This window comes from Flavobacterium sp. J27 (genome assembly GCF_004303025.1).
GTDB lineage: Bacteria > Bacteroidota > Bacteroidia > Flavobacteriales > Flavobacteriaceae > Flavobacterium.
The window spans coordinates 134788-160501 of sequence record NZ_PJQW01000007.1 but is presented as its reverse complement, the minus strand read 5'-3'; the positions used below and the strand labels follow the sequence as shown (position 1 = coordinate 160501).

The 25714-nt window shown below is 30.9% G+C and carries 23 protein-coding genes; 5 read left to right on the top strand and 18 right to left on the bottom strand.

The features are described from left to right. The 6 genes from mraY to mraZ are packed head-to-tail and all read right to left on the bottom strand — an operon-like array spanning position 1 to position 6406. Complete coding sequence (mraY, locus tag CX675_RS11465; protein ID WP_130735375.1) at positions 1-1218, bottom strand: phospho-N-acetylmuramoyl-pentapeptide-transferase; 1218 nt, start codon at positions 1216-1218, stop codon at positions 1-3. 30 nt (positions 1219-1248) lie between these two features. Next, positions 1249-2712 (bottom strand): UDP-N-acetylmuramoyl-L-alanyl-D-glutamate--2,6-diaminopimelate ligase, encoded by a 1464-nt coding sequence (locus tag CX675_RS11460; RefSeq protein WP_130735374.1) that lies wholly within the window; start codon positions 2710-2712, stop codon positions 1249-1251. Continuing rightward, a complete protein-coding gene (locus tag CX675_RS11455; protein WP_130735373.1) occupies positions 2709-4691 on the bottom strand; it encodes a penicillin-binding protein in 1983 nt (660 codons plus the stop codon). Before CX675_RS11455 ends, CX675_RS11460 begins: the two co-directional genes overlap by 4 nt. Next, positions 4682-5041 carry an FtsL-like putative cell division protein gene (locus CX675_RS11450; protein WP_130735372.1) on the bottom strand — a complete coding sequence of 120 codons (360 nt, stop codon included), beginning with the start codon at positions 5039-5041 and terminating at the stop codon, positions 4682-4684. Before CX675_RS11450 ends, CX675_RS11455 begins: the two co-directional genes overlap by 10 nt. An 11-nt stretch (positions 5042-5052) precedes the next feature. Then, on the bottom strand, positions 5053-5961 hold the full coding sequence (rsmH, locus tag CX675_RS11445; protein ID WP_205728633.1) for a 16S rRNA (cytosine(1402)-N(4))-methyltransferase RsmH: 909 nt from the start codon (positions 5959-5961) through the stop codon (positions 5053-5055). Next, the gene (mraZ, locus tag CX675_RS11440; protein WP_130735370.1) at positions 5936-6406 is read right to left on the bottom strand and encodes a division/cell wall cluster transcriptional repressor MraZ; all 471 of its coding nucleotides are present in this window, start codon (positions 6404-6406) and stop codon (positions 5936-5938) included. Before mraZ ends, rsmH begins: the two co-directional genes overlap by 26 nt. Positions 6407-6767: 361 nt before the next feature. Between mraZ and CX675_RS11435 the strand changes: the two genes are divergently transcribed. From CX675_RS11435 to CX675_RS11425, 3 genes are read left to right on the top strand one after another with little or no spacing between them, the layout of a single operon-like run. After that, positions 6768-7523, top strand: coding sequence for an alpha/beta fold hydrolase (locus CX675_RS11435; protein ID WP_130735369.1), 756 nt, complete (start codon positions 6768-6770; stop codon positions 7521-7523). A gap of 38 nt (positions 7524-7561) precedes the next feature. Next, positions 7562-8176, top strand: coding sequence for a ribosome biogenesis GTP-binding protein YihA/YsxC (yihA, locus tag CX675_RS11430; protein ID WP_130735368.1), 615 nt, complete (start codon positions 7562-7564; stop codon positions 8174-8176). 60 nt (positions 8177-8236) lie between these two features. Further along, positions 8237-9181, top strand: coding sequence for a DUF3829 domain-containing protein (locus CX675_RS11425; RefSeq protein WP_130735367.1), 945 nt, complete (start codon positions 8237-8239; stop codon positions 9179-9181). A gap of 36 nt (positions 9182-9217) precedes the next feature. Here the strand turns inward: CX675_RS11425 and gldC are convergent, their stop codons facing one another. Both gldC and gldB read right to left on the bottom strand, forming a co-directional pair. Then, positions 9218-9550, bottom strand: coding sequence for a gliding motility protein GldC (gene gldC / locus CX675_RS11420; RefSeq protein ID WP_130735366.1), 333 nt, complete (start codon positions 9548-9550; stop codon positions 9218-9220). Beyond that, the gene (gene gldB / locus CX675_RS11415; RefSeq protein WP_130735365.1) at positions 9550-10506 is read right to left on the bottom strand and encodes a gliding motility lipoprotein GldB; all 957 of its coding nucleotides are present in this window, start codon (positions 10504-10506) and stop codon (positions 9550-9552) included. Before gldB ends, gldC begins: the two co-directional genes overlap by 1 nt. Before the next feature lie 102 nt (positions 10507-10608). Between gldB and nadE the strand changes: the two genes are divergently transcribed. Together nadE and CX675_RS11405 are read left to right on the top strand one after the other, a co-directional pair. Continuing rightward, positions 10609-11415 (top strand): NAD(+) synthase, encoded by an 807-nt coding sequence (gene nadE, locus CX675_RS11410; protein WP_130735364.1) that lies wholly within the window; start codon positions 10609-10611, stop codon positions 11413-11415. Between the two features lie 96 nt (positions 11416-11511). After that, a complete protein-coding gene (locus CX675_RS11405) occupies positions 11512-12141 on the top strand; it encodes a response regulator transcription factor (protein WP_130735363.1) in 630 nt (209 codons plus the stop codon). Here CX675_RS11405 and dnaG read toward each other — a convergent pair. The 10 genes from dnaG to CX675_RS11355 all read right to left on the bottom strand — a co-directional run bounded on the left by dnaG (position 12138) and on the right by CX675_RS11355 (position 25638). Further along, positions 12138-14117, bottom strand: coding sequence for a DNA primase (gene dnaG, locus CX675_RS11400; protein ID WP_130735362.1), 1980 nt, complete (start codon positions 14115-14117; stop codon positions 12138-12140). The genes CX675_RS11405 and dnaG overlap by 4 nt on opposite strands. Before the next feature lie 94 nt (positions 14118-14211). Continuing rightward, positions 14212-15501: a hypothetical protein gene (locus tag CX675_RS11395; RefSeq protein WP_130735361.1), complete on the bottom strand. Its 1290-nt coding sequence runs from the start codon at positions 15499-15501 to the stop codon at positions 14212-14214. 293 nt (positions 15502-15794) lie between these two features. After that, on the bottom strand, positions 15795-17078 hold the full coding sequence (locus CX675_RS11390) for a hypothetical protein (protein WP_130735360.1): 1284 nt from the start codon (positions 17076-17078) through the stop codon (positions 15795-15797). A gap of 352 nt (positions 17079-17430) precedes the next feature. Beyond that, positions 17431-18720 carry a hypothetical protein gene (locus CX675_RS11385; RefSeq protein ID WP_130735359.1) on the bottom strand — a complete coding sequence of 430 codons (1290 nt, stop codon included), beginning with the start codon at positions 18718-18720 and terminating at the stop codon, positions 17431-17433. Between the two features lie 178 nt (positions 18721-18898). Next, complete coding sequence (locus CX675_RS11380) at positions 18899-20017, bottom strand: hypothetical protein (protein ID WP_130735358.1); 1119 nt, start codon at positions 20015-20017, stop codon at positions 18899-18901. A 43-nt stretch (positions 20018-20060) separates the two neighbouring features. Next, on the bottom strand, positions 20061-20807 hold the full coding sequence (locus CX675_RS11375; RefSeq protein WP_130735357.1) for a hypothetical protein: 747 nt from the start codon (positions 20805-20807) through the stop codon (positions 20061-20063). Continuing rightward, a complete protein-coding gene (locus tag CX675_RS11370; RefSeq protein WP_130735356.1) occupies positions 20794-21363 on the bottom strand; it encodes an RNA polymerase sigma factor in 570 nt (189 codons plus the stop codon). Before CX675_RS11370 ends, CX675_RS11375 begins: the two co-directional genes overlap by 14 nt. 255 nt (positions 21364-21618) lie before the next feature. Then, positions 21619-22602, bottom strand: a complete 984-nt coding sequence (locus CX675_RS11365) for a polyprenyl synthetase family protein (protein WP_130735355.1) — start codon at positions 22600-22602, stop codon at positions 21619-21621. A 244-nt stretch (positions 22603-22846) separates the two neighbouring features. After that, positions 22847-23887, bottom strand: coding sequence for a 23S rRNA (adenine(2503)-C(2))-methyltransferase RlmN (gene rlmN, locus CX675_RS11360; RefSeq protein WP_130735354.1), 1041 nt, complete (start codon positions 23885-23887; stop codon positions 22847-22849). 50 nt (positions 23888-23937) lie between these two features. Then, a complete protein-coding gene (locus CX675_RS11355) occupies positions 23938-25638 on the bottom strand; it encodes a carbamoyltransferase C-terminal domain-containing protein (RefSeq protein ID WP_130735353.1) in 1701 nt (566 codons plus the stop codon). Positions 25639-25714: the final 76 nt, after the last annotated feature.

Genomic DNA, 25714 nt, shown 5'->3' with positions numbered 1-25714 from the left:
TTATCTTAGTTTTAATGAGACTAATGAAAATATTGCTAAAAGGATTCCTACAATCCAGAAACGTGTCACAATTTTACTTTCATGAAATCCTTTTTTCTGATAATGATGATGTAAAGGCGACATTAAAAAGATGCGCTTCCCTTCTCCATATTTTTTCTTAGTGTATTTAAAATAACTTACCTGCAACATCACCGACAAATTTTCAGCTAAGAAAATACCACACAAAATAGGAATCATTAATTCTTTTCGAATAGCAATAGCAATTACCGCAATAATACCTCCTATGGTTAAACTACCTGTATCTCCCATAAACACTTGAGCCGGATAGGTATTATACCAAAGAAAACCAACCAAAGCTCCTACAAAAGCAGCTATAAAAATGGTCATTTCGCCTGAATTTGGGATGTACATTATATTTAAATAATCAGAAAAAATGATATTTCCAGATACAAATGCAAAAATTCCTAAAGTGAGTACTGATATGGCGGAAGTTCCTGCTGCTAAACCATCGATTCCATCGGTTAAATTAGCACCATTAGAAACCGCAGTTATAATAATAACCACCATTGGGATAAAAATTAACCAAGCCCAATTTTCATAACCATCTCCCATAAAAGAAAGTACTTCCGCATAATCAAATTCATTATTCTTTAAAAAAGGGATTGTAGTAGCTGTCGATTTTTCGTGTAAGCTAGTAGGATTAATATTTTCAATTTTCACACGTTCTCCAATAGTATCCTTCCTAATAGTTACATTTGGATGCAAATACAATACTGAACCTACGATTAACCCCAATCCAACTTGTCCAAACACTTTAAAAACACCTTTTAAACCTTGCTTGTCTTTCTTGAATACTTTAATATAATCGTCAATAAAACCGATTGTTCCCATCCAAAGAGTTGTAATAACTAATAAAATGATATATATATTTTCAAGTTTAGCCAATAAAAGCACTGGTATTAAAGTAGCCATAATGATAATGATTCCCCCCATAGTAGGTGTACCCGCTTTTTGACTTTGACCTTCCAAACCTAAATCCCTTACTGTTTCTCCAACTTGTTGTTTTCTTAAAAAATTGATGATTTTTTTTCCATAAATGGCCGCAATAAGTAAGGATAAAATAAAAGCAAAAGCCGAACGAAAAGTAATATATTGAAAAACTCCAGCGCCTGGAAAATCCACTGTACGATCTAAATATTGAAAAATGTAGTATAACATATTTTTATTTTTAAATTCCCTTATTAAAATTTACTTTCCTAATTGTTCTAATAATTCTTTTACTATTTTTAAATCATCAAAATCATGACGCACACCATTAATTTCTTGATAGGTTTCATGTCCTTTACCTGCTATTAAAATAATATCATTTGCCATTGCTAACTGACAAGCTGTTTTAATAGCTTGTTTTCTATCTAAAATAGAAAGTGTCTTTTTAAAATTTTGAGGTTCCACCCCTTTCTCCATTTCTTCAATAATCACTGCAGGATTCTCTGTTCTTGGATTATCTGAAGTAAAAATGGCTTTCGTGCTTAATTCAGATGCAATTTGAGCCATAATAGGTCTTTTCGTTTTATCTCTATCACCTCCACAACCGATAACCGTTATTAATTGTTCGTTTTTTGTACGAATATCTTCTATGGTACGTAATACATTCTCTAATGCATCTGGTGTGTGCGCATAATCTACAATGGCAGTAATTTTGGAGTCAGAAACTATATATTGAAATCTTCCAGATACACTTTCTAAATCGGAAAGTAAACGCAATGCTTCTTGTTCTTCCATGCCTAATTCTACAGCGGTAGCATAAATAGCCAATAGATTATAGGCGTTAAAAGAACCTATTAGTTTTGTCCATACTTCATTGTTATTAATTTTCAGCAATAGCCCCGTAAATTGATTCTCTAAAATTTGGGCTTTATAATCAGCATATGACTTTAAAGCATAAGTAACCTTTTTCGCTTTGGTATTCTGAAACATTATCGTTCCATTTTTATCGTCAATGTTTGAGATAGCAAAAGCGGTTTTTGGCAATCCATCAAAAAACTTCTTTTTTACATCTCTATATTCTGCAAATGTCTTATGATAATCTAAATGATCATGAGATAAATTACTAAAAATACCTCCTTTAAACTGAAGTCCTTCTGTTCTTTTTTGATGAATACCATGAGAACTTACCTCCATAAAACAAAACTCACACCCTGTTTCAACCATTTCATTTAAATAATAATTGATAGTTAAAGAATCTGGTGTGGTGTGCGTAGCTTTATGTACTATCTCATCTACTAAAATTTTCACAGTGGAAAGCAATCCTACTTTATACCCAGCATTTTTAAATAATTGATATAACAAAGAAGCAATGGTTGTTTTACCGTTGGTTCCTGTAACACCTACTAGTTTGATTTTTGCAGCAGGATTTTCAAAATAGTTAGCCGCTATAAAAGCTAATGCTTCGTTTGAATTTGCCACTTTAATATAAGTTACGCCATTCACAATAACTTCAGGAAAATCTTCACAAATAACAACACTTGCTCCTTGACTTAATGCTTTATCTATAAAGTTATGCCCATCAGAAACTGCTCCTCGAATAGCTACAAAAACATCATTTAATTCTATCTTTCTAGAATCAAATTCTATTTTATTGACCACGACATCTGTAGCTCCTTTGACAGCTTCAATACTTACTTTATATAATATGTCTTTTAAGACTTTCATGACAACTCCAATGTTATAATTTGATTTTTTTCGATTTTTTTTCCTGGCTCAATAGATTGAAAAGTAACTCTTCCAATACCTCTAACATTTACTTTTATACCTAAATTCTCTAATAATGCGATTGCATCCATCCCGTCCATGCCTTTTAAATTAGGTATTGAAGTATCTTCCTTATCTACTTTTTTATAATACGTGTTATAGGTTTGTTCCGTAATTGCAATTTTCTTTTCTAAATCTTGAATATGATTTGTGGGTGGAGAATCAGTATAGATTTTTTGAGCAATTCTCTTAAAAACTGGTCCAGCAACATCTGCTCCATAATATCCTGCAGAAACATTAGGCTTATGCACGATTACTATACAAGAATATTTTGGATTATTCGCTGGAAAATACCCTGCAAAAGACGACACATAGTGTAATTTTGATTTGTCGCGATAGTTTGCTTGAGCTGTTCCTGTTTTCCCTGCCATAGAGAAATCTTTAGAATATAACTTTGACCCAGTTCCTTTTTTTACCACATTTTCCAATACAGCTCTAACCTTATCTAAGGTTTCGTCTGATGCAATCTTAGGATTGATAATCTCTGTATCATATTTTGCAATTGTTTTATTCCATTCTTTAATTTCTTTGACAAAATAAGGTTTTACCATAACACCATCATTCGCAACAGCATTATACAAGGCTAAAGTTTGTAAAGGTGTTAATGAAATATTATATCCAAAAGCCATCCAAGGCAAAGTAGTACCATACCATTTTTTATCGCCTGGTTGTGGCACATATGGCTTTCCTTCACCTATTATTTGCAATCCCAAAGGTTTGTTTAAACCATAACTATTAATTCTATCCACAAATTGCTTTGGATTATCTTTATAATTATCGTACACAGCTTGAACTAAAACTGTATTGGAAGAAACTTCAAAACCACGAGCCAATGAAATTTTACCATAACCTCCCGTGCGTGAATCTCTTACTTTTCTTTTATAATATTCAACTACACCATCATGAGTATCATATACTTTGCTTGTATCAACTTTTTCATCTTCAAGTAGAGCAATTAAATCAAACAATTTAAACGTAGAACCTGGTTCATGAGATTCTGCTACCGCATAATTTTGCGTTTCATAATACGACCCATTATTAGCCCTACCTAAATTTGATATTGCTTTTATTTCACCTGTTTTGGTTTCCATAACAACCACACAGCCATGATCTGCTTGATAGTATTCTAATTGTTTTAATAATGCATGATGAGCTATATCTTGAATATATACGTCTATAGTAGAAACAATATCATAACCATCTTGGGGTTCTAATTCATTATTATCGTTAATAGGCTTCCATTGATTTTTGGCAATTTTCTGCATCATGCGATGCCCATTCTTCCCATTAATATACTCTTTAAATGCATACTCCAATCCTTTTCCATCATTATCAGCTCTTTCATAACCGATAGTTCTTTGCGCAATCAAACCAATTGGATGTTCTCTAACCGTTTTTTGTTCCACAATAATACCTCCTCGGTAAGGTCCTTTGTTAAATAATGGAAAACTTTTTATTCTCATGTAATCTGTATAACTTAATTTACTTGCAATTAAATAATACCTATTCTGATTCGATCGTGCCTTTTGTAATGCTGACTGATAATATCCTGTAGGTTTCCCAAACATGACAGATAAAGAGTCGCTTAATGGTTTTATGTTTTCCTGAAAACTTTCTTTAGAAGGAGATAATGCATCAAAACGAATAGTATATTCAGGAATAGAAGTAGCCAACAAACTACCATCTGCAGAATATACATTCCCTTTATTTGCTGGAATCACAAAATTTTTAACCGTTCGTTCTTTAGCTAGTTTACGATAATAATCCCCTTCTAACCATTGAATATTGTTAAGTTTTATCATAACCAAAACAGCCATCACAAACATTGTGAAAGCTACTAAATACATACGGTAGTTACTATTTTTGTTCTTTACTGCCATATTTTCAGTTTGTCTATAAAACTTTTCTCTTCTTCTTTTTTATTTTTAACAATAATCTTTGTTGGGGGAACATTAGCTGGAAAAATGGCTCTTTTTTCCATTTTCTTAGCAACAGTCGACTCCATTTTTAATTTCATTAATTCTGAACGTCTATCTACAAATTCCGAACGCAACTCTTTAACCTTATTTGTCAATTCGGTGATTTTGTAATTTTTAGCATCATATCTGTGATTGTTTGCAATCATAATCATCGCAAGAAAAATTAAGAAAACAATAAATTTCCAATTCTTTAAAGCATCATCGCTTACCAGAAATTTTGCTTTTAGTAAACTGTAAATACTTTTTTTCATTTTCTATTATTTTACTTTTTTTCTGCTACTCTTAACTTTGCGCTTCTAGCTCTATTGTTACTTGCTATTTCATTAGCATCAGGAACAATTAATTTTTCAATGATTTTAAACGGAACTTCATAGTTTCCAAAAAAATCTCTTTCAGGCTCTCCTTCAAACAAACCATTTCTAAAAAATCTTTTTACTAATCTATCTTCTAATGAATGATAAGAAATAACACTCATTCTTCCTCCAACTTCTAATATCTCAAGTGATTGTTCCAAAAATTCTTTTAGAACCTCCATCTCCTGATTGACCTCTATCCGAATGGCCTGGTATATTTGTGCTAAAATCTTATTACTTTTATGTGGAGGTAAAAACTTAGCCAATACTAATTTTAAATGTTCTGAATCTTTAATTTGCTTATCCTTTCTTGCTGAAACAATTACATTGGCCATAGCACCACCATTTTTCAACTCACCAAACTCTAAAAAGACACGTTTTAATTCCTGTTCCTCATATTCATTAACTACATGATAGGCACTAATCTCTCCTTTTTGATTCATTCTCATATCCAACTCAGCATCAAATCGAGTAGAAAAACCTCTTTCAGCTACATCAAATTGATGAGACGAAACACCTAAATCTGCCAAAACCCCATCTACTTTTTTTATTCCATGAAAGCGTAAAAATCTTTTAATATTTCTAAAATTCTCATTTATCAATAGAAAACGATTATCATCAATAGCATTACGCAAAGCATCTTCATCTTGATCAAAAGCTATCAATCTTCCTTTTTCGCCCAATCGAGACATAATCTCTCTTGAGTGACCACCACCACCAAAAGTTACGTCCACATATACCCCATCTGGTTTTACATTAAGACCATCCACTGTTTCTTTCAATAATACAGGATTATGATATTCCATCTTCATCATCATTTAAATTACCCATAACTTCTTCCGCTAAAGCTGCAAAATCATCAGCAGCATTTTCTATTACATTTTCATACAAGTCTTTGTCCCAAATTTCCACAATATTTACCGCTGAAGACAACACAATATCTTTGTCAATTTTAGCAAAAACAACCAAATCTTTTGGAATTAATAATCTTCCGTTATTATCAATCTCTACCATTTTTACTCCCGCAGTAAAACGACGAATAAAATCATTATTTTTCTTTACAAAACGGTTCAGTTTATTAATTTTTTGCATCATTTTATTCCATTCAAACATAGGATACAATTCTAAACAAGGCTGAAAGACAGATCTTTTCAATACAAAACCATCCTCTAAAGAACTAAATTGTTTCTTTAGAGAAGTAGGCAGCATCAATCTTCCTTTAGCATCTACCTTGCATTCATATGTACCAATAAACGACGTCAATGATCCATTTTTAATAGATTATGGACAAATTTAAAAAAAAATTACCACTTTTTACCACAAAGTACCACTTTGTTAATAAGTTTTCCACTTCAATATTTCAAACAAAAACATTCAAAACGAACAGTTTACTATTAAATTAAGTACTCTGTATTCTTTTTTAGTGAAATAATATTCCAAAAAAACAATTCAAATTCTATAAAAAAACCATAAAAAAACAACGAAAAATGTTGAAAACTAAAAACTTAACAACAGAAACAACAAAACAAATTAGGCTTTTTAAATAGTTTTTCCAATTGCTTTTAATTCCTATATAAAATCTTATATTTGTCAAAATTTCAGAAATAAATTTGAAATTCATTTTATGTTAAAGAAAGAAAGTAAGTATACCTATTTTGAATCTGGAGAGGGAACACCAATAATTGTTTTACACGGATTAATGGGTGGTTTAAGTAACTTTGAAGCGGTGGCTGATTTTTTTCCTACAAAAGGATATAAAGTTGTCATTCCAGAGCTTCCATTATACACTCAAAACATCTTAAAGACTAATGTAAAAGCATTTTCAAAATTTGTGAAAGATTTTATTATTTACAAAGGTTTTGAGAAAGTCGTTTTATTAGGAAACTCTCTTGGTGGACATATTGCGTTATATCATGCAAAAATGTACCCTGAATTAATGAAAGGATTAGTAATTACTGGTAGTTCAGGATTATACGAAAGTGGCATGGGTGAAAGTTATCCCAAAAGAGGTGACTATGAATACATCAAAAAGAAAAGCGAAGATGTATTCTATGATCCAAAAATTGCTACTAAAGAAATTGTAGATGAAGTTTTTGCAACAGTTAATGATCGAATCAAATTGATTAAAACACTTACTATTGCTAAAAGCGCTATTCGTCATAATATGGCAAAAGATTTACCAAAAATGCAAACTCCTACTTGTATTATTTGGGGTAAGAACGACAAAGTTACACCACCTGAAGTAGCAGAAGAATTTGATAAATTATTGCCTAATTCTGAATTATTCTGGATAGACAAATGTGGCCATGCTGCCATGATGGAGCACCCAGAAGAGTTTAACAGACTGCTTTTACATTGGTTAGACAAAAATAACATATAATAATTCCCCTACATGGGGAATTTCAGTTTTTAAAGAAGATGAAAATAACAAGTGCTGAATTTATAATTAGTAATTCGGATGCCAGTAAGTGTCCTAACGAACCTTTACCGGAATATGCATTTATAGGAAGATCCAATGTTGGCAAATCTTCTCTTATAAACATGCTTACCAATCATAAGAATTTAGCTAAAACGTCTGGAAAACCTGGAAAAACGCAATTAATTAATCATTTCAAAATAAATCAAAACTGGTTTTTAGTAGACTTACCTGGTTATGGCTATGCCAGAGTTTCTAAGAAAACAAAAGAAGTATTTCAGCAATTTATAACTGATTATTTTGAAACCAGGCAGCAATTAGTTTGTGCTTTTGTATTAATTGACATCCGACTTGAAGCACAAAAAATAGATCTGGAATTTATTAACTATCTCGGTGAAGCTGGTGTTCCTTTTTGCATCATTTTTACTAAAGCTGACAAAATTGGAAAAGTTAAAGCTCAACAAAATGTAGCCGCATATAAAAAGAAAGTACTAGCTAATGGATGGGAAGAAATGCCTCAACATTTTATCACTTCTTCATCTGATGGAACAGGAAAAGAAGAACTATTGGTTTTTATAGACCAAATTAATTCCGATTTCAGAAAAGAGACTTTTTAGTTCTGTTTTATTTTTTAATAGTATATTTACTACATCAAACAAAATAACAATTTATATACTATGAAAAAAATCATCCTAAGTGCTTTGCTATTTAGCACACTATTGGCATGTAAAAACAATTCTACCTCTCCAAACGGAAGTCTGTTTGAAACTACAAATGAAGCAAACGCAAATGAAAGTGCTAATAGCGTAATTAGCTATTACAATGCTTTTATTGAATACGATTCTAGCACTTCAAAAAAGATTGATAATCTTTTAAACAGCGACTACAGTAAGTTTGAAAAAATGGTTACGACCAAACAAAAATCGAATTCCATATTAACCTGGATTGCCTTCACTGGCCTGAAAACATCAACAACTGTAGGATATGGTACGAACCAAGTAGATCTTTTAACACCTGAATCTTATTTAGACACTTCTCTTGCTTCAAAAATAAAACCTTTAATCGTAGAAATGTCTGAATCGTTTGCAGCTACGAAAAACACATACGAAGAATTTAAAAAATATTATGTTAATGAAGACTATAAAGACGACAATTGGGAAAAAGGAAGTCAATTTTTAAATGATATAGACAAAAATACCATAACTTTTTATAAAAATAGAGATGAATTTCTTAAAGTAATTGATGCCAATGTATCAAGTGCTGAAGAAAAGATTTTAGAAGACCACCCAATAAAAGAAGCCATTTTACATGCTAAAAAAACCTTAAAAACAGTAGACGAAATGGTAGTTCAAGTTGCTGATGAAGCCACATCAATGGAAACAATAGAAAAAACATATGCTACGCTAGAAGAAAGAGTAAAAACAAGCAAAGAGATAAACCAAGAGAAATTAAAAGAACAAAACAAATTAGATTCTTTTACTGATTTCTACGATGAAATCGAAACAATGTTAGGAAGCATTAGAAAAGCAAAAAGAGATGGAGCCATTTCTGACAATGATTATAGAGACATTAATTACAAATACAGCAATGTTATTTCAAATTATAATCGATTTGTTAAATAAATAAAAAAGGGAGAATTTAAATTCTCCCTTTTTTATTTATTTAAGCTCCATTTTTTCTGCAAAATAGTCACAGAAATCTTTCATTGTTGCCGACATCTTTTCATCATTCGTTGCTCTTTGAAAGGTGTCTGCCATAGCTACTAAAGTTTGATGAAAGAAAATTTTCATTTCATCTACGGGCATCTCTTTGGTCCACAAGTCAATTCGAAGCGTTTCTTGTGCTTTAGCATCCCAAAGAGAAACCATCATTGCTTTTGCCTCTTCCTTATCAACACCGCCATCTTGAGCCGTCCAAGTTAATTTCTCCGGCACTCGGTTTTCATCAAGTTCAACTAAAAATTTTATTTCTGAGGTTATTGTTTTAGACATTATTTATTAGGTTTATATTTCGATTTTTCAAAGATTGTTTTTGCATCAGTTACTAACAACTGATCTAGAGAAATAGAATTATTTTCCATGTAACTTCTTACTATTTGCCATCCGAGCCATTGCCCTACTCTTCCTGGAGATTCATTATCTATTTCTAAATAGAATTTTGAAAAAGGTGCTTCGTTTATAAAACGAAATTCATTTTTTACATTACTTTCGTAAAGCAAATTATTCTCAATAAAATAACTCCACATCTGATATTCATTTTCTTTACACCAAGCTAGTTGTTGTTCTGTATAACCAATTTTAGTTGCATCAGAGTATTCCGGAATTAATTTATCTTTCAAATACAATTCTTTACCATAATATATCATTATAGATAACAAAGTTCTATCTAAAGGTCTGCTTATTTTACCATAACTAAAACTTGTTACTAAATCGGGTAAAATTTGATTCTCCTCAAAACCAATACGCTGATATTCTGAAAAATCAACATAAAAAGGATGATCTTTTCCTAAATAACAGTCTAAAGCAATAAAAACAAGCTGATCGGCATAAATTGCTTTTGCTTCACGATCTACTTCCGAAATTACTGTAATTACTCTTGGTGTTTTATAATCAGGAAAATAATACTGAATATGCTGAAACAAATGCTCTAATTCAGGTTCAATTTTAGCAGTTGTAGGATACTTTTTTTGTACTTCTTTATACAAATCTTGCAATAATGGATTTTTCAATTTATTCGTCCAAACAGAATCCTCATTCCCTTCAGGAAATAAAAAAGGATAAGCTGCTTTAACAGTATTAATATTTGAAGAATCTGATTCATAGAATTGTTTATCAAAACGTTCTACTTTAAAAGTTACTGGAATTTCAGACACTTTCTCTTCCACTTTATTTTCAGGTTTGCAAGCGAATAACAGCAGTATTATAGAAGCCAAAAAAAGCTTTTTCATATTGGGTATTTTTTTTATAATTTTATGCAAAAATAGAATTTTAAATTCTTTAAAAATAAAAGCGCAAATATACAGTTTACCAAATTAAATTTTCTTAAAAAAATGACAAATTCAACTTCCTTCAATGCCGAAAAAATCAACCAACATATTGTAAAATGGTTACTTGACTATGCTACTAACGCAAAAGTACAAGGATTTGTTGTGGGAATTTCTGGAGGAATTGATAGCGCATTAACATCTTCCTTGTGTGCTCAAACTGGATTACCTACTCTTTGCATCGAAATGCCCATACATCAAGCAGAAAGTCATGTTTCTAGAGCAAATGAACATATCGATCAATTAAAACAACGTTTTTCAAATGTAAGCAGTGAAAGAGCCGATTTAACTCCTGTATTTGAAACTTTTAAAAACCAAGTAAGTACTAGTACAAATGAGAAAGCATTGCATTTATCATTAGCCAATACTCGTGCTCGCTTAAGAATGGCGACTTTATATTATTTTGCTGGTATTCATGGTTTATTAGTTGCTGGGACGGGTAACAAAGTAGAAGATTTTGGTGTTGGTTTTTATACTAAATATGGTGATGGAGGCGTAGATTTAAGTCCAATTGCCGATTTAATGAAAAGCGAAGTCCGTTTACTGGCTAAATATGTAAATGTCCCTGAAAGTATTTTACAAGCTAAACCCACGGATGGTTTATTTGGTGATGACAGAAGTGACGAAGACCAATTAGGAGCTAATTATGACGAATTAGAATGGGCGATGAAAGAAGATGAAAAAGGAAAAACTGCAGCTGATTTTTCAGGAAGAAAAGCCACTGTTTTTTCGATTTATAAACGCCTAAACACCATCAATCAGCACAAAATGAATCCTATTCCTGTATGCATCATTCCTGAGACTTACAAATGATTTTCAGGATATTACTATCTAATTAACAAGTAATTACATTTTTTTTCTTAACTTTGAAGTATAAGTTCACTGTTTTTTAATTAACACTTTACAGTCATGATAAAAATTTGTGTTGCTGATAATCAACCAGTAGTGGTTCAAGGGATAAAATCGTATTTTAATGATCATTCCACCATACATGTTATGGCAAGTGCTTTCGACTTAAAAAGTCTGACTACTATTTTACAATCTAAAGCAATTGATATAGTAATAATGGAATTTGAGCTTGCTGGAATAACAAGTATTCGAGATATAAAAGTGCTTCTAAAAGACTACCCTACTACAAAATTTATTCTTTTCACCTCTGTTTCCGAGAAAATGTATGCTCCAACTGCTATTAAAGCAGGAGTAGCCGCTTACCTACAAAAAGACATCCGTTTAGAGGAACTTGAAAATGACATTATCAAAGTATACCAAGGTGTTGTTATTTTTAGTGAGGCTGTTCGTAAAAACATCGATATTTTGTCGAAAGGAAAAAAATCGGATCGCTTATTTAAAAAATTATCCACTCGAGAAATTGAAGTACTTCGCTATTTGAATGAAGGTAAAAAAAACAAAGAAATAGCCGAAATTTTAAGTTTAGACGAAAAAACAATCAGTACTTACAAATTACGTTTATTAGCCAAATTAAATGTAACTAATTTAGTTGACCTACTCACCAAAGCAAAAAGTTTAGATATTATTTAAGAATACCTACTCATTACTCGTCCTAATTTCTTAGAAAACATATTTGTTAACCCTAAATAATCCATAACCATAGATAGAACTTCTGAATTATCAACCTCTTGATTGGTATTTGTTATTTCAGATTTTAATTCTTCGATAATTTTATTTACCCAATACCACCTTAAGGTTAAAATGGTTTCGGTAACATATTGACCAATGGTTTTATCTTTCAATTTTACCAAAATTTGTTGCGATTCCCAATTGTGAAGCACTTCTCGTTCTTCATTCATCAAAATAGAAGTTACTTCATTTGCAATTTCAGGATTAATTTGTTTCAGATATGTTTCTAATTCAAAGTTTTCGGTTTGATTATAATAAGAAATAATATCAGAATAAATCGCTTGAAAAACAGGATTAGCTAGCTCAATTTCGTCTTCTTGTAAACTTAAATAAATTCGATTAAATACTTTGTAATTATTCATCTCCTTTACTTCTATTAATTCACCTTCTTCATTTGCCTTTATAAGCACATCTTCAAACTCTTCGGTAACATCACCATACAACAAGAGTATTTCAATAATTTTACGCTCTAATTCGTCTTGTATATCTAATTTAGATTGTGGTGTAACAGCTTCATTTTTATGAACTTCAAAAGCCTTTTGTTCATCTTTAAATTTTTTATTAGCATCATTAACTTCTTTTTTATCAATTTGTGCCAATGTATTAAATAAGACATCTTCAGAAATATCCATTATTCTGGAACATTCTTGTAAATATATTTCTCTTTTAATTCGATCTGGTATTTTAGAAATACTAATCACCATATCACGAATTAATTCTGCTTTTTTAATAGGATCATTTTGAGCCTCTTTCATTAAAAGTGAGGCCCTAAATTGTATAAAATCTTTTGCGTTTTCTTCTAAAAAAACTACTAATTTTTCATGAGGTGTTTTTTTAGCAAAACTATCTGGATCTTCACCATCAGGAAACGCACAAACCTTTACGTTCATTCCCGCTTCTAAAATCAAATCGATACCTCTAATAGACGCTCTTAGTCCTGCTGCATCTCCATCAAAAAGTACGGTAATATTTTTGGTTAACCGACTTACTAAACGAATCTGATCTGGTGTTAAAGCTGTTCCTGAAGAAGCTACAACGTTTTCAATCCCAGATTGATGAAATTGAATCACATCGGTATATCCTTCCACTAAATAACAATTATCCTGTTTTGCTATTGCTTGTTTGGCATGATAAATACCATACAACACCTTACTTTTGTGGTAAATTTCGCTTTCTGGAGAATTTACATATTTAGCTACCTTTTTATCATTGGTTAAAATACGTCCTCCAAAACCTAAAACACGACCACTCATGCTTAAAATGGGAAACATTACTCTGCCTCTAAAACGATCAAAATGTTTATCGTCTTTCACAATCGTAAGTCCCGTTTTTTCTAAAAATTCTAATTTATATCCTTTTCCAAGTGCTTCTTTGGTAAAAGCATCCCAAGAATTTGGAGAATAACCTAAATTAAATTTTGAAATAGTATTATTAGTAAATCCTCTTTCTTTAAAATAAGTTAACCCTATAGCTTTACCTTCTTCCGATTGCAATAAAGTTTGATGCAAGTATTTACTAGCAAATTCAGAAACTAAGTACATACTTTCTTTTTCATTGGCTACAGCCAAATCTTCATTGGTTTGAATAGTCTCTTCTACTTCAATATTATACTTTTTTGCCAAATATTTGATGGCTTCAGGATAACTAAAATGTTCATGTTCCATTAAAAAGGTAACTACATTTCCGCCTTTTCCAGAAGAAAAATCTTTCCAAATTTGTTTTACAGGCGAAACCATAAAAGAAGGGGATTTTTCATCCACAAACGGACTTAATCCTTTTAAATTACTACCTGAACGCTTTAATTGAACAAAATCGCCAATTACCTCTTCCACTCTAGCCGTTTCAAATACATTTTCTATGGTTGCTTTTGAAATCAAATTTTTTGAATTTTATAGTGGACAAAGATACAAAGTAGAAATAAAAAAAGCACCTATTTTTAATTAGGTGCTTTTTTTAAAATATGTTTTGTTATTATTTATTGTTTAACACAACATTGCTGCTGTTTCTTTCAATTTTAAGATATCTGAAATCTGGTGTAATTGAAAAATCGGTACTTTTAAAATAATCGTTGATAGCTCCATCAGAAATTGTAATTGCATTTTTAGAAGCTATGAAATCAGTATCCATTTTTGAAGAAGAAGAATCATCTAAAATTGAAAACGTATTAGTACAATGCGCTACAACTAAATTTTTAAGTTTTACATATTTTTCAAACTCATCTGTCATTGAAAATTGATCTAACATTAAGAAATCTCTAAAACCATAAACCACACTATTTGTTAAAGTTAGATTTGCTTCTTTAGAAACATAAACCGCTTCTTTGATAAGACCTTGTTTATTGTCTTCAATATTAACTAATGTAATATTTGCTGCTTTTACATTTGTTTTACTTCTTTGTGGATCAAACTTTTCGATATCATTGTAAGATTTAATTTCCATACATCTAGGTTTGCCAGGATTAGATGAAAATGGATGTCTAATAGCAATACTATTGGTAAAATCAGCCTGAACTCCTTGTGTAAAATCAAAATCATCATCTGCGGCTCTAAAAGATATTAATTTTTGTGCTTTTACGTTTCCACCAAAAAACTCAAAAGAATCATTATCTGAATAACTTACTTGTATACCTTCAATTATTGTTTCACTACCAACACCTGCAAATGTAATTCCTGCAATTTGTTTTTTAGACGCTGATTTTCTTCCTGCATATTCAACTCTAATATTTTTCAAAACTCCAGCAGAACCAACCTTGTTTTCTCCACCAAATCTGTTGTATTGAGGGTCCAAATCAAAATTAACTACACCCATACCACCAAAACCACTAACTGGCGCATCTCCCATTACGATGATACCACCCCAATCACCAGGTTTTCTAGAATATTCATCATTGTTAGAAGTAAATACAATAGGAAAACTTTCGCTACCTTGAGCGATTATTTTTGCTCCTTTAGTAATGATTAAAGTACCACATGTTTTAGAGTCTCCTCTTAACAAAGTACCTTCTTCAATTGTTAAAGTAGCATTGTTTGTTACATAAACATTTCCTTGGATTAAATAAGTGTCTCTGTTAGATAAAGTCATATTTTCAGAAATAGACCCCGTAAGAATTCTTTGAGGTTCTCTATAGTCTTCTTTTTTAGGATTAAATTCTGTCCAATATCCTAACCAATTTTCTTTTTCATTAATTCCTAATCCTGACTGCGCATAACTTGCAAAACAGAAGTTGCAAATAACTGCTAATAAAAGTAGGTTTCTTTTCATAATAACAAATTTTTGTAATTAGACAATTAATGTATCATTACAAATCCCTTTCAGACTTAACTTTGTTGTAACAAGTACATTAAGCTTTTTTCTAATTCCAAAAGTATGGGCAACTATACTTTTAGGGAACTTTATTAAGCTGTAACGAAGATAGCGAATTTTTTCCAGAAAATCAAATAAAAAAATCGAAGAAATGCATTTTTTTTCGTTGACCTGCATTTTTCACCGCTATATTCTTACAAAAACAAAGGCTTTGTATATTATGAAAAGAAAGTTTTACAGAGCTAAAATTTTTATTTATTTACTAAATTAATGGTATTTCTTTCAATTTTAAGATATCTAAAATCTGGAACTTCATGAAGATTAGTATTCATAAAATAATCTTCAATCTTTCCTTCTGAAACAGCTATATTATTTTTAGAAAAAATATAATTTACATCCATTGCTAAAACATCTTTTGGTTTTAAGCTTGAAATCGCATTCTCACAGTGTCCGACAACAACATCTTTTATTTTTATGTGTTGTTCAAACTCTTCTGCAATTGAAAAATCTTTTAACATTAAGAAGTCTTTAAATCCAAATACAACACTGTTACTAAAGTATAACTTACTTTCGTTAGACACAAAAATAGCTTCTTTTATCAATCCTTGATTATTGTCTTCTGTATTTACTAAAACTAAGTTTGTAGCATTAACGTTAGTTTTATTTCGTAAAGGATCAAATTTTTCTACATCATCATTAGAGTTTACCTCAAGACATCTAGAGTTTTCTAAATCAGAAGAATAGGGATTTCTAATAGCAATACTGTTTGTAATATCTGCTTGCACTCCTTGTGTAAAATCAAAATCATCATCAGATGCTCTATAAGAAATCAGGTTCTTCATTTTTACATTTCCACCATAGAATTCAAAAGAATCATCATCGGAATAACTCACTTGTATGTTTTCAATTTTGGTTCCATTTCCAACACCCGCAAATGTAATTCCATTAAATTCTTTTTTAGAGCTTATTTTTTTTCCAGCATACTCCACCCTAACATACTTTAAAGATCCTGAAGAGCTTTCCGTATTATTTCCTCCATAACGACTATAAGCAGGATCCAAATCATAATTTAGAATTCCAACACCTCCAAAGTTGTTTATTGGCGCATCTCCCATGATTACGATTCCTCCCCAATCACCAGGTTTTCTAGAGTAAGTATCTTTATTGGTAGTAAATACTATTGGAAAGCTTTCGGTTCCTTCAGCAATAATTTTTGCCCCTTTTGTAATTACTAAAGCTCCACCTGTTTTAGCATCTCCACGAATGATAGTTCCTGGTTCAATGGTTAAAATGGCATTATTTGTTACATAAACAATCCCTTCTAATTGATAAGTATCTCTGCTGTATAAAGTTGTGTTTTGAGTAATGTAACCTGCAAGAATTTTTTTAGGCTCTCTGTATTCTTTCTTTTTAGGATCAAATTCTGTCCAATATTCTAACATATTTGTTTTTTCGCTCAAGCCTAAACCTGATTGCGCAAATACAGACACACAGAAATTCAATACAACTGTTAGTAGTAGTAGGTTCGTTTTCATGATAATTTTTTTTATAGTTTTTTGCTTTTAATTTTCAACTTACAATCGATTGGGCAATTTCAATTATAACTCGTTATGACTAACAAATAAAGCTTCAACAAAATAAGTAAAATCGTACGATTTGATTTTACAACAAAAATGGAAAAAATGTTAAATTTACATCCGTTTTTTGTAGTATATATAACACAAAAACTAAACGCTTAAAATTCAGTTGTTTAAAATAAAAAACTTGAAACAAATTCGTTTTTTATATGTTTTTTCCTTTTTAATATCTTACAAAAAACATCTTGCTTTATCTATTTTTTAGATAAAGCAAAATGCATACTCTTATTATTAAGGTAAAAACTATCTTTTACTTATTTACATTTACTACTGGATTTCCGTTTCTTTCAATTTTAAGATATCTAAAATCTGGTGTTTCATCAAAATTAGGTTTTTTGAAAAAATCTTGAATAGCACCATCTGAAATTGTAATACTGTTTTTAGTTATAAAGAAATTTTTATCCATACCAATCGTTCCATCACCTCTCATAGATCCAAAGGCATTATCGCAATGTGCAATAACCATACTTTTTAATTTTATAAACTCTTCAAAATCATCGATAACGGTATAGTCTTTTACTAATAAATAATCTTTAAAACCATATACTACGCTATTTGTCATAGTAAAATAACTCTCACTTCCAACGTAAACTGCTTCTTTTACTAACCCTTGGTCATTATCTTCTGTATTAACGAAAGTAACATTGGTTGCTTTAACATTCGTTTTATTTCTTTGAGAATCAAATTTCTCAATCATATCGTAAGAATCAATTTCCATACATCTTGATTTTTCAGCATCTGAAGAGTAAGGATGACGAAGAGCCAAACTGTTTGTAATTGTTGCTTGCACGCCTTGGGTAAAATCAAAATCATCATCTGATGCTCTATAAGAAACTAATTTTTCTAGACGCACATTTCCTCCGTAAAACTCAAAAGAATCGTCATTTGAATAACTAATTTGTATGTTTTCAATTTTAGTTTTATTACCTACACCTGCAAATGAAATACCATTTAATTCTTTTTTAGCACTTAATTTTCTACCCGAATATTCTATTCGAACAAACTTTAATGCTCCTGATGAACTTTCTACATTATCACCACCATAACGATTGTATTTTGGATCCAAATCAAAATTTAAAACACCAATCCCTCCAAATGTATTTACAGGTGCGTCTCCCATAACAATAATACCACCCCAGTCACCAGGTTTTCTAGAATAAGTATCTTTATTAGTGGTAAATACAATAGGGAAACTTTCTGTTCCTTCAGCCATAATTTTTGCTCCTTTTGTAATTACTAACGTTCCACAAGTATTATAATCGCCTCTAATAACGGTACCTGGTTCTATAGTTAAAACTGCATTATTAGTTACATATACTACTCCTTGTAACAAATAAGTATCTCTACTATATAATGTTGTATTTTCAGTAATATATCCTGTAAGAATTTTTTTAGCTTCTCTATATTCTTTTTTCTTTGGGTTAAATTCTGTCCAATAGTCTAATCCATTTTCTTTTTCACTAATTCCCATACCAGATTGAGCTTGAAGCGAGGTGAAAACAGAATAAATAAAAACGAATAGGTATACGTATTTTTTCATGATAAAAAAGTTGGTTTAATTTTGCATCCCAAAACTACTCTCCTATCTTTATTATAATCTTTACTTTATTTTATGGTTTTGTTACTTTACTATTCGAATGTGAAATAATTATTAAATTGAAAAGATGCCCTATTATTATAAGACATCTTTTCGTATGAAACCCTAACCCAAATTTATATTAGTTAAAATCGAAACGCACTCCTAATGAAATATTATTTTGATCTGTCGTATTATTTTTAAAGATTGGATTTAAGTCATATTTTACATAAATACTAGTTTGACGGTATCCTATGTAAGTACTTAAACCATAATTCCAATCTGGAACGTTCCAATTTCCTTTTTGACGAGTTCTAATATCATAACTCTCTTCGTTATAATTTAGAAATTGTTTAGAATTAATATTATACCCTACAAAACCACCGATACCTAATCGAAATCCTGTATGAGAAGCATAGAATTTCCTATTATTTTTTTCTTTTACTTTTGAAAAATCAAATTCAAGATGCAATGGAACAGTCATGAATACATTTTTAAAATAAGTTTTTCTATCTTTTAAATCTACAGGAAAAATTTCTAAAACTGTTTGATCGCCGTTATCTACAAAATAACGATTATCTGTCGCATGCAATTGATTGTAAACAAAAGTCAAGCCATACTTAACATTTAAAACTTTTCTGTCTTTTAATAAATTGGTTCTCCAAGTAATTCCAATTTCTGAAAACATCGAACGCATGTATCCAAAATCTGAATTTGCAACTGCTCCATCTGTTACCACATTATTTAATCCAAATGCAATTACAAATTGGGAGGTTGTTCTTTTTTCAACATACAAAGAATCTCTTTTAAAAATCCTTTTGAAATCTGTAATAACATGAGTCGAGTCGGTTACTTGATAGGTTACTTCATATTTTTTTCCTTTAATTAGGATGCTGTCTTTTTGCGTAACTTCCATTCGTTTTTCATTTTTAACCGTAGTATATTTACCATCTACTTTATCTTGGATTAGTTGTTGCAATTTAGCTTCTTCAATTGCTACTTTTTGCTCAATATTTGCAGCTCTTCTCTCAGCAGCTTTTAATTTTAAACTATCTGCTTCTTCTTTAGACAACAAACCTTCATTTAATTGCACTTCGATTTGTTCAACTTCTGCTTTTAAAGCTTTTTTTTCTTCGTTTGTAATGATTTCAATTCGAGTAGCAATTGCTTTCGCTTTTTCTTCAAAAGTCCCTTCTTGAGCATACACTTTTGAGACAAGTGTAAGCAATAGTATCCCAATGTAAAAAATAATTTTTTGCATAACTGTTCGCTTTTTGATTATTAATATTTGATAATGATGATGATTATTCTTCGTAGTTTCTATTAGCTAAAGCTGATTTAATTAGTTGAAATCTTTTAGTTACTTTATCAATTTTACTTTCTCTAAATTCTAAATCGAGTTCCGATTCTACAACAGTTAATAGAGAATTTGTATTTACTTTTATGGTAGTTTTTGAAACCTTATCTTTTATTGCATTTTTTTCCGCATCTCTATTCTCTATGGAAGCTAATAATTTTTCAGCTGTCATATATTTATGTTCCGTAATTTCTTCTACTATTGGTACTATTGATACATTTGAATCTTTACCATCTAATGTTACGTGAGCACTAATTAATGAATTTTCAGCAATTGCAGTTGTTTTATTATCCCAAGTATTTTCTTTTAGCTTCTTAGTATTCATTTTCGCGACATCATTTCTAACCATTATTTCATCGTTGATTAATAACTGGTTCTCAATATGACTTGAATCAGTTTTTAAAGTATCCTGTGTTAAATTAGCCGTATTCTCTTGATTAATAAAAGCATTTTCAATATTTTTTTCTACTAATGTAGTAGCATCATTTTGGTATAACCAAAACCCCAAAGCAATAAAAAGCAAAACAGAAGCAGCGATTCCTATATATTTATATAGGCTAAAAACTTTTTTAGGTTCTTTTTTTTCAGCCAAAGAAAGCATCGCATCTAATCGATCCCAAGCTTGGTCGGTTGGCTTAATTTCTCTTGAACCTAACTGCTCTCTAATTTTAGTATCTAATTTATTTGGTTCCATTTTCTTTTAGCTTTAATAGGTTAATTTGATTTTGAAGCATTTTTCTGGCATGCGACAATTGCGATTTTGAGGTTCCTTCACTAATATGTAGCATCTTAGCAATCTCATGATGCTTATAACCTTCGATAGCATATAAATTGAAAATCATTCGATATCCATCTGGTAAGCTATCAATTAACAATTGTATGTCATCTACTGAAAAAGTATCCATTTCAATACCACTTTCACTTTCAGACACAATTACAGTTTCAATTTCCTGATAATTAAAAATATTTTTTTTAACTCTAACAAAATCAATACACTCATGAATCATAATGCGTCTTATCCAACCTTCAAAACTTCCTTTATGTTCAAACTTATTTAAATTAGTAAAGACTTTCATAAAAGCAGTAATCATAACGTCCTCTGCATGGTGCACATCTTTTATGTATTGTCTACAAACACCTAACATTTTAGGAGAAAATTGAGTGTATATTTGATGTTGGGCTTGCCTATTATTTAAAACAGCTTGCTCAATCAATTGTTTTTCTTCTCTATGTAAGTGTATGACTTTCATTTTTAATTTCAATATTAATTCCAAAAATCAATATCAATTTATAACTATTATTGTTTCTTTTTTATATAGACGAGATGGTTTTAAAAAAGGTTGTATCAAAATTAAAAAAAATGAATCACCTCTTACAAATCCTTTCTAATACTATAGACGTGTTTGTTTTTAAAATGGTTGTATAGTGTATTTTTATTTTTTTAAAGTGATACCAATTGTTTTTAGGAGGATAAAAACAATCAAAATAGATTTTTTACCTTAAACTTATTTCTTACGTTCAATAACGTAATTTACCATAAGCTCTAATGCTTCTTTATAAGGTGTAGGTGGAAAATTTTGTATTAAAGCTAGTGCTTCTTGCTGAAATTGAACCATTTTTTGTTCTGCGTAAATCAATCCGTTTTTATTTTTTACAAATTGAATAACTTCTTTTACTCTTTTTTTGTCTTTGTTGTGGTTTTTAACGGAATTAATTACCCAACTTTTCTCTTTGGGTGAGCAATTATTCAAAGCATAAATTAAAGGCAATGTCATTTTTTGCTCTTTAATATCGATACCTGTAGGTTTACCAATAGCATCATCTGTATAATCAAATAAGTCGTCTTTAATTTGAAATGCCATTCCGATAAGCTCTCCAAATTTTCTCATTTTTTCAACAGTTTCTTTATCTTCAGGCACTACTGAACAAGCGCCAAGTGAACAACAAGCTGCAATTAATGTTGCTGTTTTTTGACGAATAATTTCATAATAAACTGCTTCTGTAATATCTAATCTTCTAGCTTTTTCAATTTGCAATAATTCTCCTTCGCTCATTTCTCTTACGGCCACAGAAATAATTTTTAACAAATCGAAATCGCTATTATCTATAGACAATAAAAGTCCTTTTGACAATAAATAATCGCCCACTAAAACTGCAATTTTATTTTTCCAAAGTGCATTAATGGAGAAAAAACCGCGTCTTTTATTACTATCGTCTACCACATCATCATGAACCAATGTGGCCGTGTGTATTAATTCGATAACAGAAGCTCCGCGATAAGTTCGGTCGTTAACCTCATGATGGTTTGCCACCATTTTTGCAGTAAGAAAAACAAACATCGGTCGCATTTGTTTTCCTTTTCGGTTGACAATATAATGAGTAATTCTATTGAGCAAAGCTACTTTTGAAGACATCGATTCGCGAAACTTCTTTTCAAAAAGTTCCATTTCTTTAGCTATAGGTAGTTTTATTTGCTCAACTATTTTCATCGCGATAGCAAAAGTAACTAAAACATAATTTGTAACAAAGCAAAAAAAGATTTTATAGCCCAGATAGAAATGAAAAGTTTTTATTACAGCACGCTTTTTTTTGTTGCTTTATAAAAGCGACGGTTAGAAGCTCTTTATAAGGCTTACAAAAAAAGTGTGAAGTGTAAAAAACTTGAAATGTATAGCTGGAAATAGCTTCTATAAAAAAAGAAATGCTAAAACAAGGTCAGCATAACAATCTACTTTAGGATTTATTTGCCAATTGACCGCAAGCCGCATCGATATCTTTACCTCTACTTCTTCTAACTTTTGCTACAATATTGTTTTTTTCTAGAGCAGTAATATAAGCGTCTATTACTTGAGGAGCTGCTTGTTGAAATTCGCCATCATCGATAGGATTGTATTCGATAAGATTGACTTTACAAGGCACATATTTACAAAATTTCACTAAAGCATCAATTGATTTTTTGTCATCGTTGATTCCTTTCCAAACCACATATTCATAGGTTACTTTACTTTTGGTTTTTTTGTACCAATATTCCAAAGCTTCCCGCAATTCGTCTAACGGAAAACTTTTCGTAAAGGGCATAATACGATTTCGGGTTGCTTCGATAGCAGAATGCAACGAAACTGCTAGTTTAAACTTCACCTCATCATCTGCCATTTTTTTTATCATTTTGGAAACTCCGGAAGTAGAAACCGTGATTCTTTTTGGTGACATCCCTAATCCTTCTGGAGAAGTTATTCGATCAATGGCTTTCATGACATTAGGATAATTCATTAACGGTTCTCCCATCCCCATAAAAACGATATTAGAAAGCGGTCGATCATAATACAAACGACTTTCATTATCAATAGCCGCAACTTGATCGTAAATTTCTCCTGGTTCTAAATTGCGCATTCTCTTTAAACGAGCTGTGGCACAAAAATTACAATCTAAACTACAACCAACCTGGCTTGAAACACAAGCTGTAGTTCTGGTTTCTGTTGGGATTAAAACAGATTCTACAATTAAATTGTCGTGCAAACGAACCGCATTTTTTACCGTTCCGTCTTCACTGCGTTGCATGGTATCGACTTTGATATGATTGATAACAAAATTAGCTTCTAACATGGCACGTGTTTCTTTTGAAAGATTCGTCATGTCTTCAAAAGTATGGGCCCGTTTTTGCCAAAGCCATTCGTATACCTGATTCCCTCTAAAAGCCTTGTCTCCATTAGAAACAAAAAAATCTCTTAATTGTTCTTTGGTTAACGCTCTAATATCTTTCTTTGTCGTTTGCATGGTGCAAAAGTAATGAATTTAGAGTTTAAAAATAAGCCCTCAAGTAATGTTTAATGTTTCAAGAAAACGAAATTTTCGATTACCAAAACATCTAACGCTGTTTCTCTAAACAAATCAAATGCTTCTTTAGGTGTTTCTACAATTGGCATTCCTTTTTTATTGAAACTTGTATTTAAAAGAACTGCAATGCCACTTAATTCATAAAAAGTTTGTATTAAATTATAAAATTTAGGGTTCCAAGAGGCTTCAACTGTTTGTACTCTAGCCGAACCATCTTTATGAGTGACATTTTTTAAGTTTTCCAAATGCTCTTCTTTAGTCTTATCTACTAAAATCATATAGGGACTACTCCTTCCTACTTCAAAATATTCATGCCCTTTTTCCTGTAAAACAGCTGGTGCAAAAGGACGGAAATCTTCTCTAAATTTAATAGTAGCATTAATATGATTTTTCATGTTTTCCATTCCTGGATGTGCCAAAATACTTCTTCTTCCTAATGCTCGAGGTCCAAACTCAGAACCCGATTGAAACCAGCCAATAGTTTTTCCGTGAAGCAAAGCTTCTGCACTATAATGTAAGAGTTCGGATTCTTCAAAGAAGTCTATCATTTTCAATTCTGGTTTATATTCTTCATACGCTTGTAGAATAGTTTCCTTTGTATAGTGCTTACCAAAACATGTATTGCCATTAGCTTCTTTTTTAGGCTGTTTTAAATAGGACAACCATCCATAAAAAGCACAACCAAGTGCTAAACCATTATCACTTGCTGCAGGTTCAAAATAGATCGATTTTGCCACATTACTATCCTCTAATTTTGCATTAGCAACAGCGTTTAAAGCTACACCACCACTATAACATAAATGAGTATGTGGAAATCGTTTTGTTCTTACTTTTATACATTGCAAAACTGCTTTTTCTACTTGCTCTTGTGCCCATTTTGCTACATTGGCATAATATGCAAAATGCTCTTTAAAAAAAGTGTATCCTTGCGAAGGTTGGTTTAAAAATGTTTTCCAATCTTCTTTTACAAACAATCGGTCGTTTATGAATTCAAAAACTTCATAATTATATACACCACTTTTCCCGTAAGGTGCTAATCCCATTAATTTACCCACATCGTCCATATTTCCAAAAACATAATTACTAATGGCTGCATAAAATCCTCCTATGGAATGTTTGGTTGTTGGCAAGGCTATTTCAGATTGAGATAAATTAGACATCTCGCTAAAGTCTTTAAACAAAGGAATCATGTCTTGACCATCAAAATGATAAAAGCTGTCTTTTTCGCATTGCATTTGTATGGAATTGAAAACATCTGACACTATACTTTCTTTTTGATTTTGATGCAATAGTAAATACTGTTCTAATGGACTTCCACAACCATCAATTACCATTACATTACTAGTAGTAAAAGGAGAAGTTCCAACTGCACTATAAGCATGGGCTAAGTGATGTGAAATACTAATGAGTTTGGGTTCCTTATTCCCTTTAAATATTCTTTCACCTCTAAAAGTATCTCTTGAAGGAATTTCAAAATTTTCACATTGCACTACTAAAGCCACATCAGATAACTGTATTCCTTCAGCTTCTAAACAATATTGAATAGCTTCCGTATCATTACCACCATCATGTTTGATTCTGGTAATTCGCTCTTTTTCTATGGCCACACATATTTGTCCATCTTTTAACAATACTGCCGAACCATTATGCGAAAGACCCGTACCTAAAATATAAATAGGTTTTTTGTTCATGGTTATCTTTTGATAATTTACCGAAAACTACAAAAAATAATTTGATAACTTTGACTAAAATTAAAACTCAGCGTTA

Bases quoted from the DNA above. Each gene is read 5' to 3' on its own strand.
- CX675_RS11355 (WP_130735353.1), bottom strand. From the start codon at position 25,638: ATGAACAAAAAACCTATTTATATTTTAGGTACGGGTCTTTCGCATAAT.
- CX675_RS11380 (WP_130735358.1), bottom strand. From the start codon at position 20,017: ATGCAAAAAATTATTTTTTACATTGGGATACTATTGCTTACACTTGTC.
- yihA (WP_130735368.1), top strand. From the start codon at position 7,562: ATGAAAATAACAAGTGCTGAATTTATAATTAGTAATTCGGATGCCAGT.
- CX675_RS11375 (WP_130735357.1), bottom strand. From the start codon at position 20,807: ATGGAACCAAATAAATTAGATACTAAAATTAGAGAGCAGTTAGGTTCA.
- CX675_RS11405 (WP_130735363.1), top strand. From the start codon at position 11,512: ATGATAAAAATTTGTGTTGCTGATAATCAACCAGTAGTGGTTCAAGGG.
- CX675_RS11365 (WP_130735355.1), bottom strand. From the start codon at position 22,602: ATGAAAATAGTTGAGCAAATAAAACTACCTATAGCTAAAGAAATGGAA.
- CX675_RS11450 (WP_130735372.1), bottom strand. From the start codon at position 5,041: ATGAAAAAAAGTATTTACAGTTTACTAAAAGCAAAATTTCTGGTAAGC.
- gldC (WP_130735366.1), bottom strand. From the start codon at position 9,550: ATGTCTAAAACAATAACCTCAGAAATAAAATTTTTAGTTGAACTTGAT.
- CX675_RS11385 (WP_130735359.1), bottom strand. From the start codon at position 18,720: ATGAAAAAATACGTATACCTATTCGTTTTTATTTATTCTGTTTTCACC.
- CX675_RS11425 (WP_130735367.1), top strand. From the start codon at position 8,237: ATGAAAAAAATCATCCTAAGTGCTTTGCTATTTAGCACACTATTGGCA.
- CX675_RS11395 (WP_130735361.1), bottom strand. From the start codon at position 15,501: ATGAAAAGAAACCTACTTTTATTAGCAGTTATTTGCAACTTCTGTTTT.
- rsmH (WP_205728633.1), bottom strand. From the start codon at position 5,961: ATGATGATGAAGATGGAATATCATAATCCTGTATTATTGAAAGAAACA.
- rlmN (WP_130735354.1), bottom strand. From the start codon at position 23,887: ATGCAAACGACAAAGAAAGATATTAGAGCGTTAACCAAAGAACAATTA.
- mraY (WP_130735375.1), bottom strand. From the start codon at position 1,218: ATGTTATACTACATTTTTCAATATTTAGATCGTACAGTGGATTTTCCA.
- CX675_RS11370 (WP_130735356.1), bottom strand. From the start codon at position 21,363: ATGAAAGTCATACACTTACATAGAGAAGAAAAACAATTGATTGAGCAA.
- CX675_RS11455 (WP_130735373.1), bottom strand. From the start codon at position 4,691: ATGGCAGTAAAGAACAAAAATAGTAACTACCGTATGTATTTAGTAGCT.
- nadE (WP_130735364.1), top strand. From the start codon at position 10,609: ATGACAAATTCAACTTCCTTCAATGCCGAAAAAATCAACCAACATATT.
- CX675_RS11390 (WP_130735360.1), bottom strand. From the start codon at position 17,078: ATGAAAACGAACCTACTACTACTAACAGTTGTATTGAATTTCTGTGTG.
- gldB (WP_130735365.1), bottom strand. From the start codon at position 10,506: ATGAAAAAGCTTTTTTTGGCTTCTATAATACTGCTGTTATTCGCTTGC.
- CX675_RS11435 (WP_130735369.1), top strand. From the start codon at position 6,768: ATGTTAAAGAAAGAAAGTAAGTATACCTATTTTGAATCTGGAGAGGGA.
- CX675_RS11460 (WP_130735374.1), bottom strand. From the start codon at position 2,712: ATGAAAGTCTTAAAAGACATATTATATAAAGTAAGTATTGAAGCTGTC.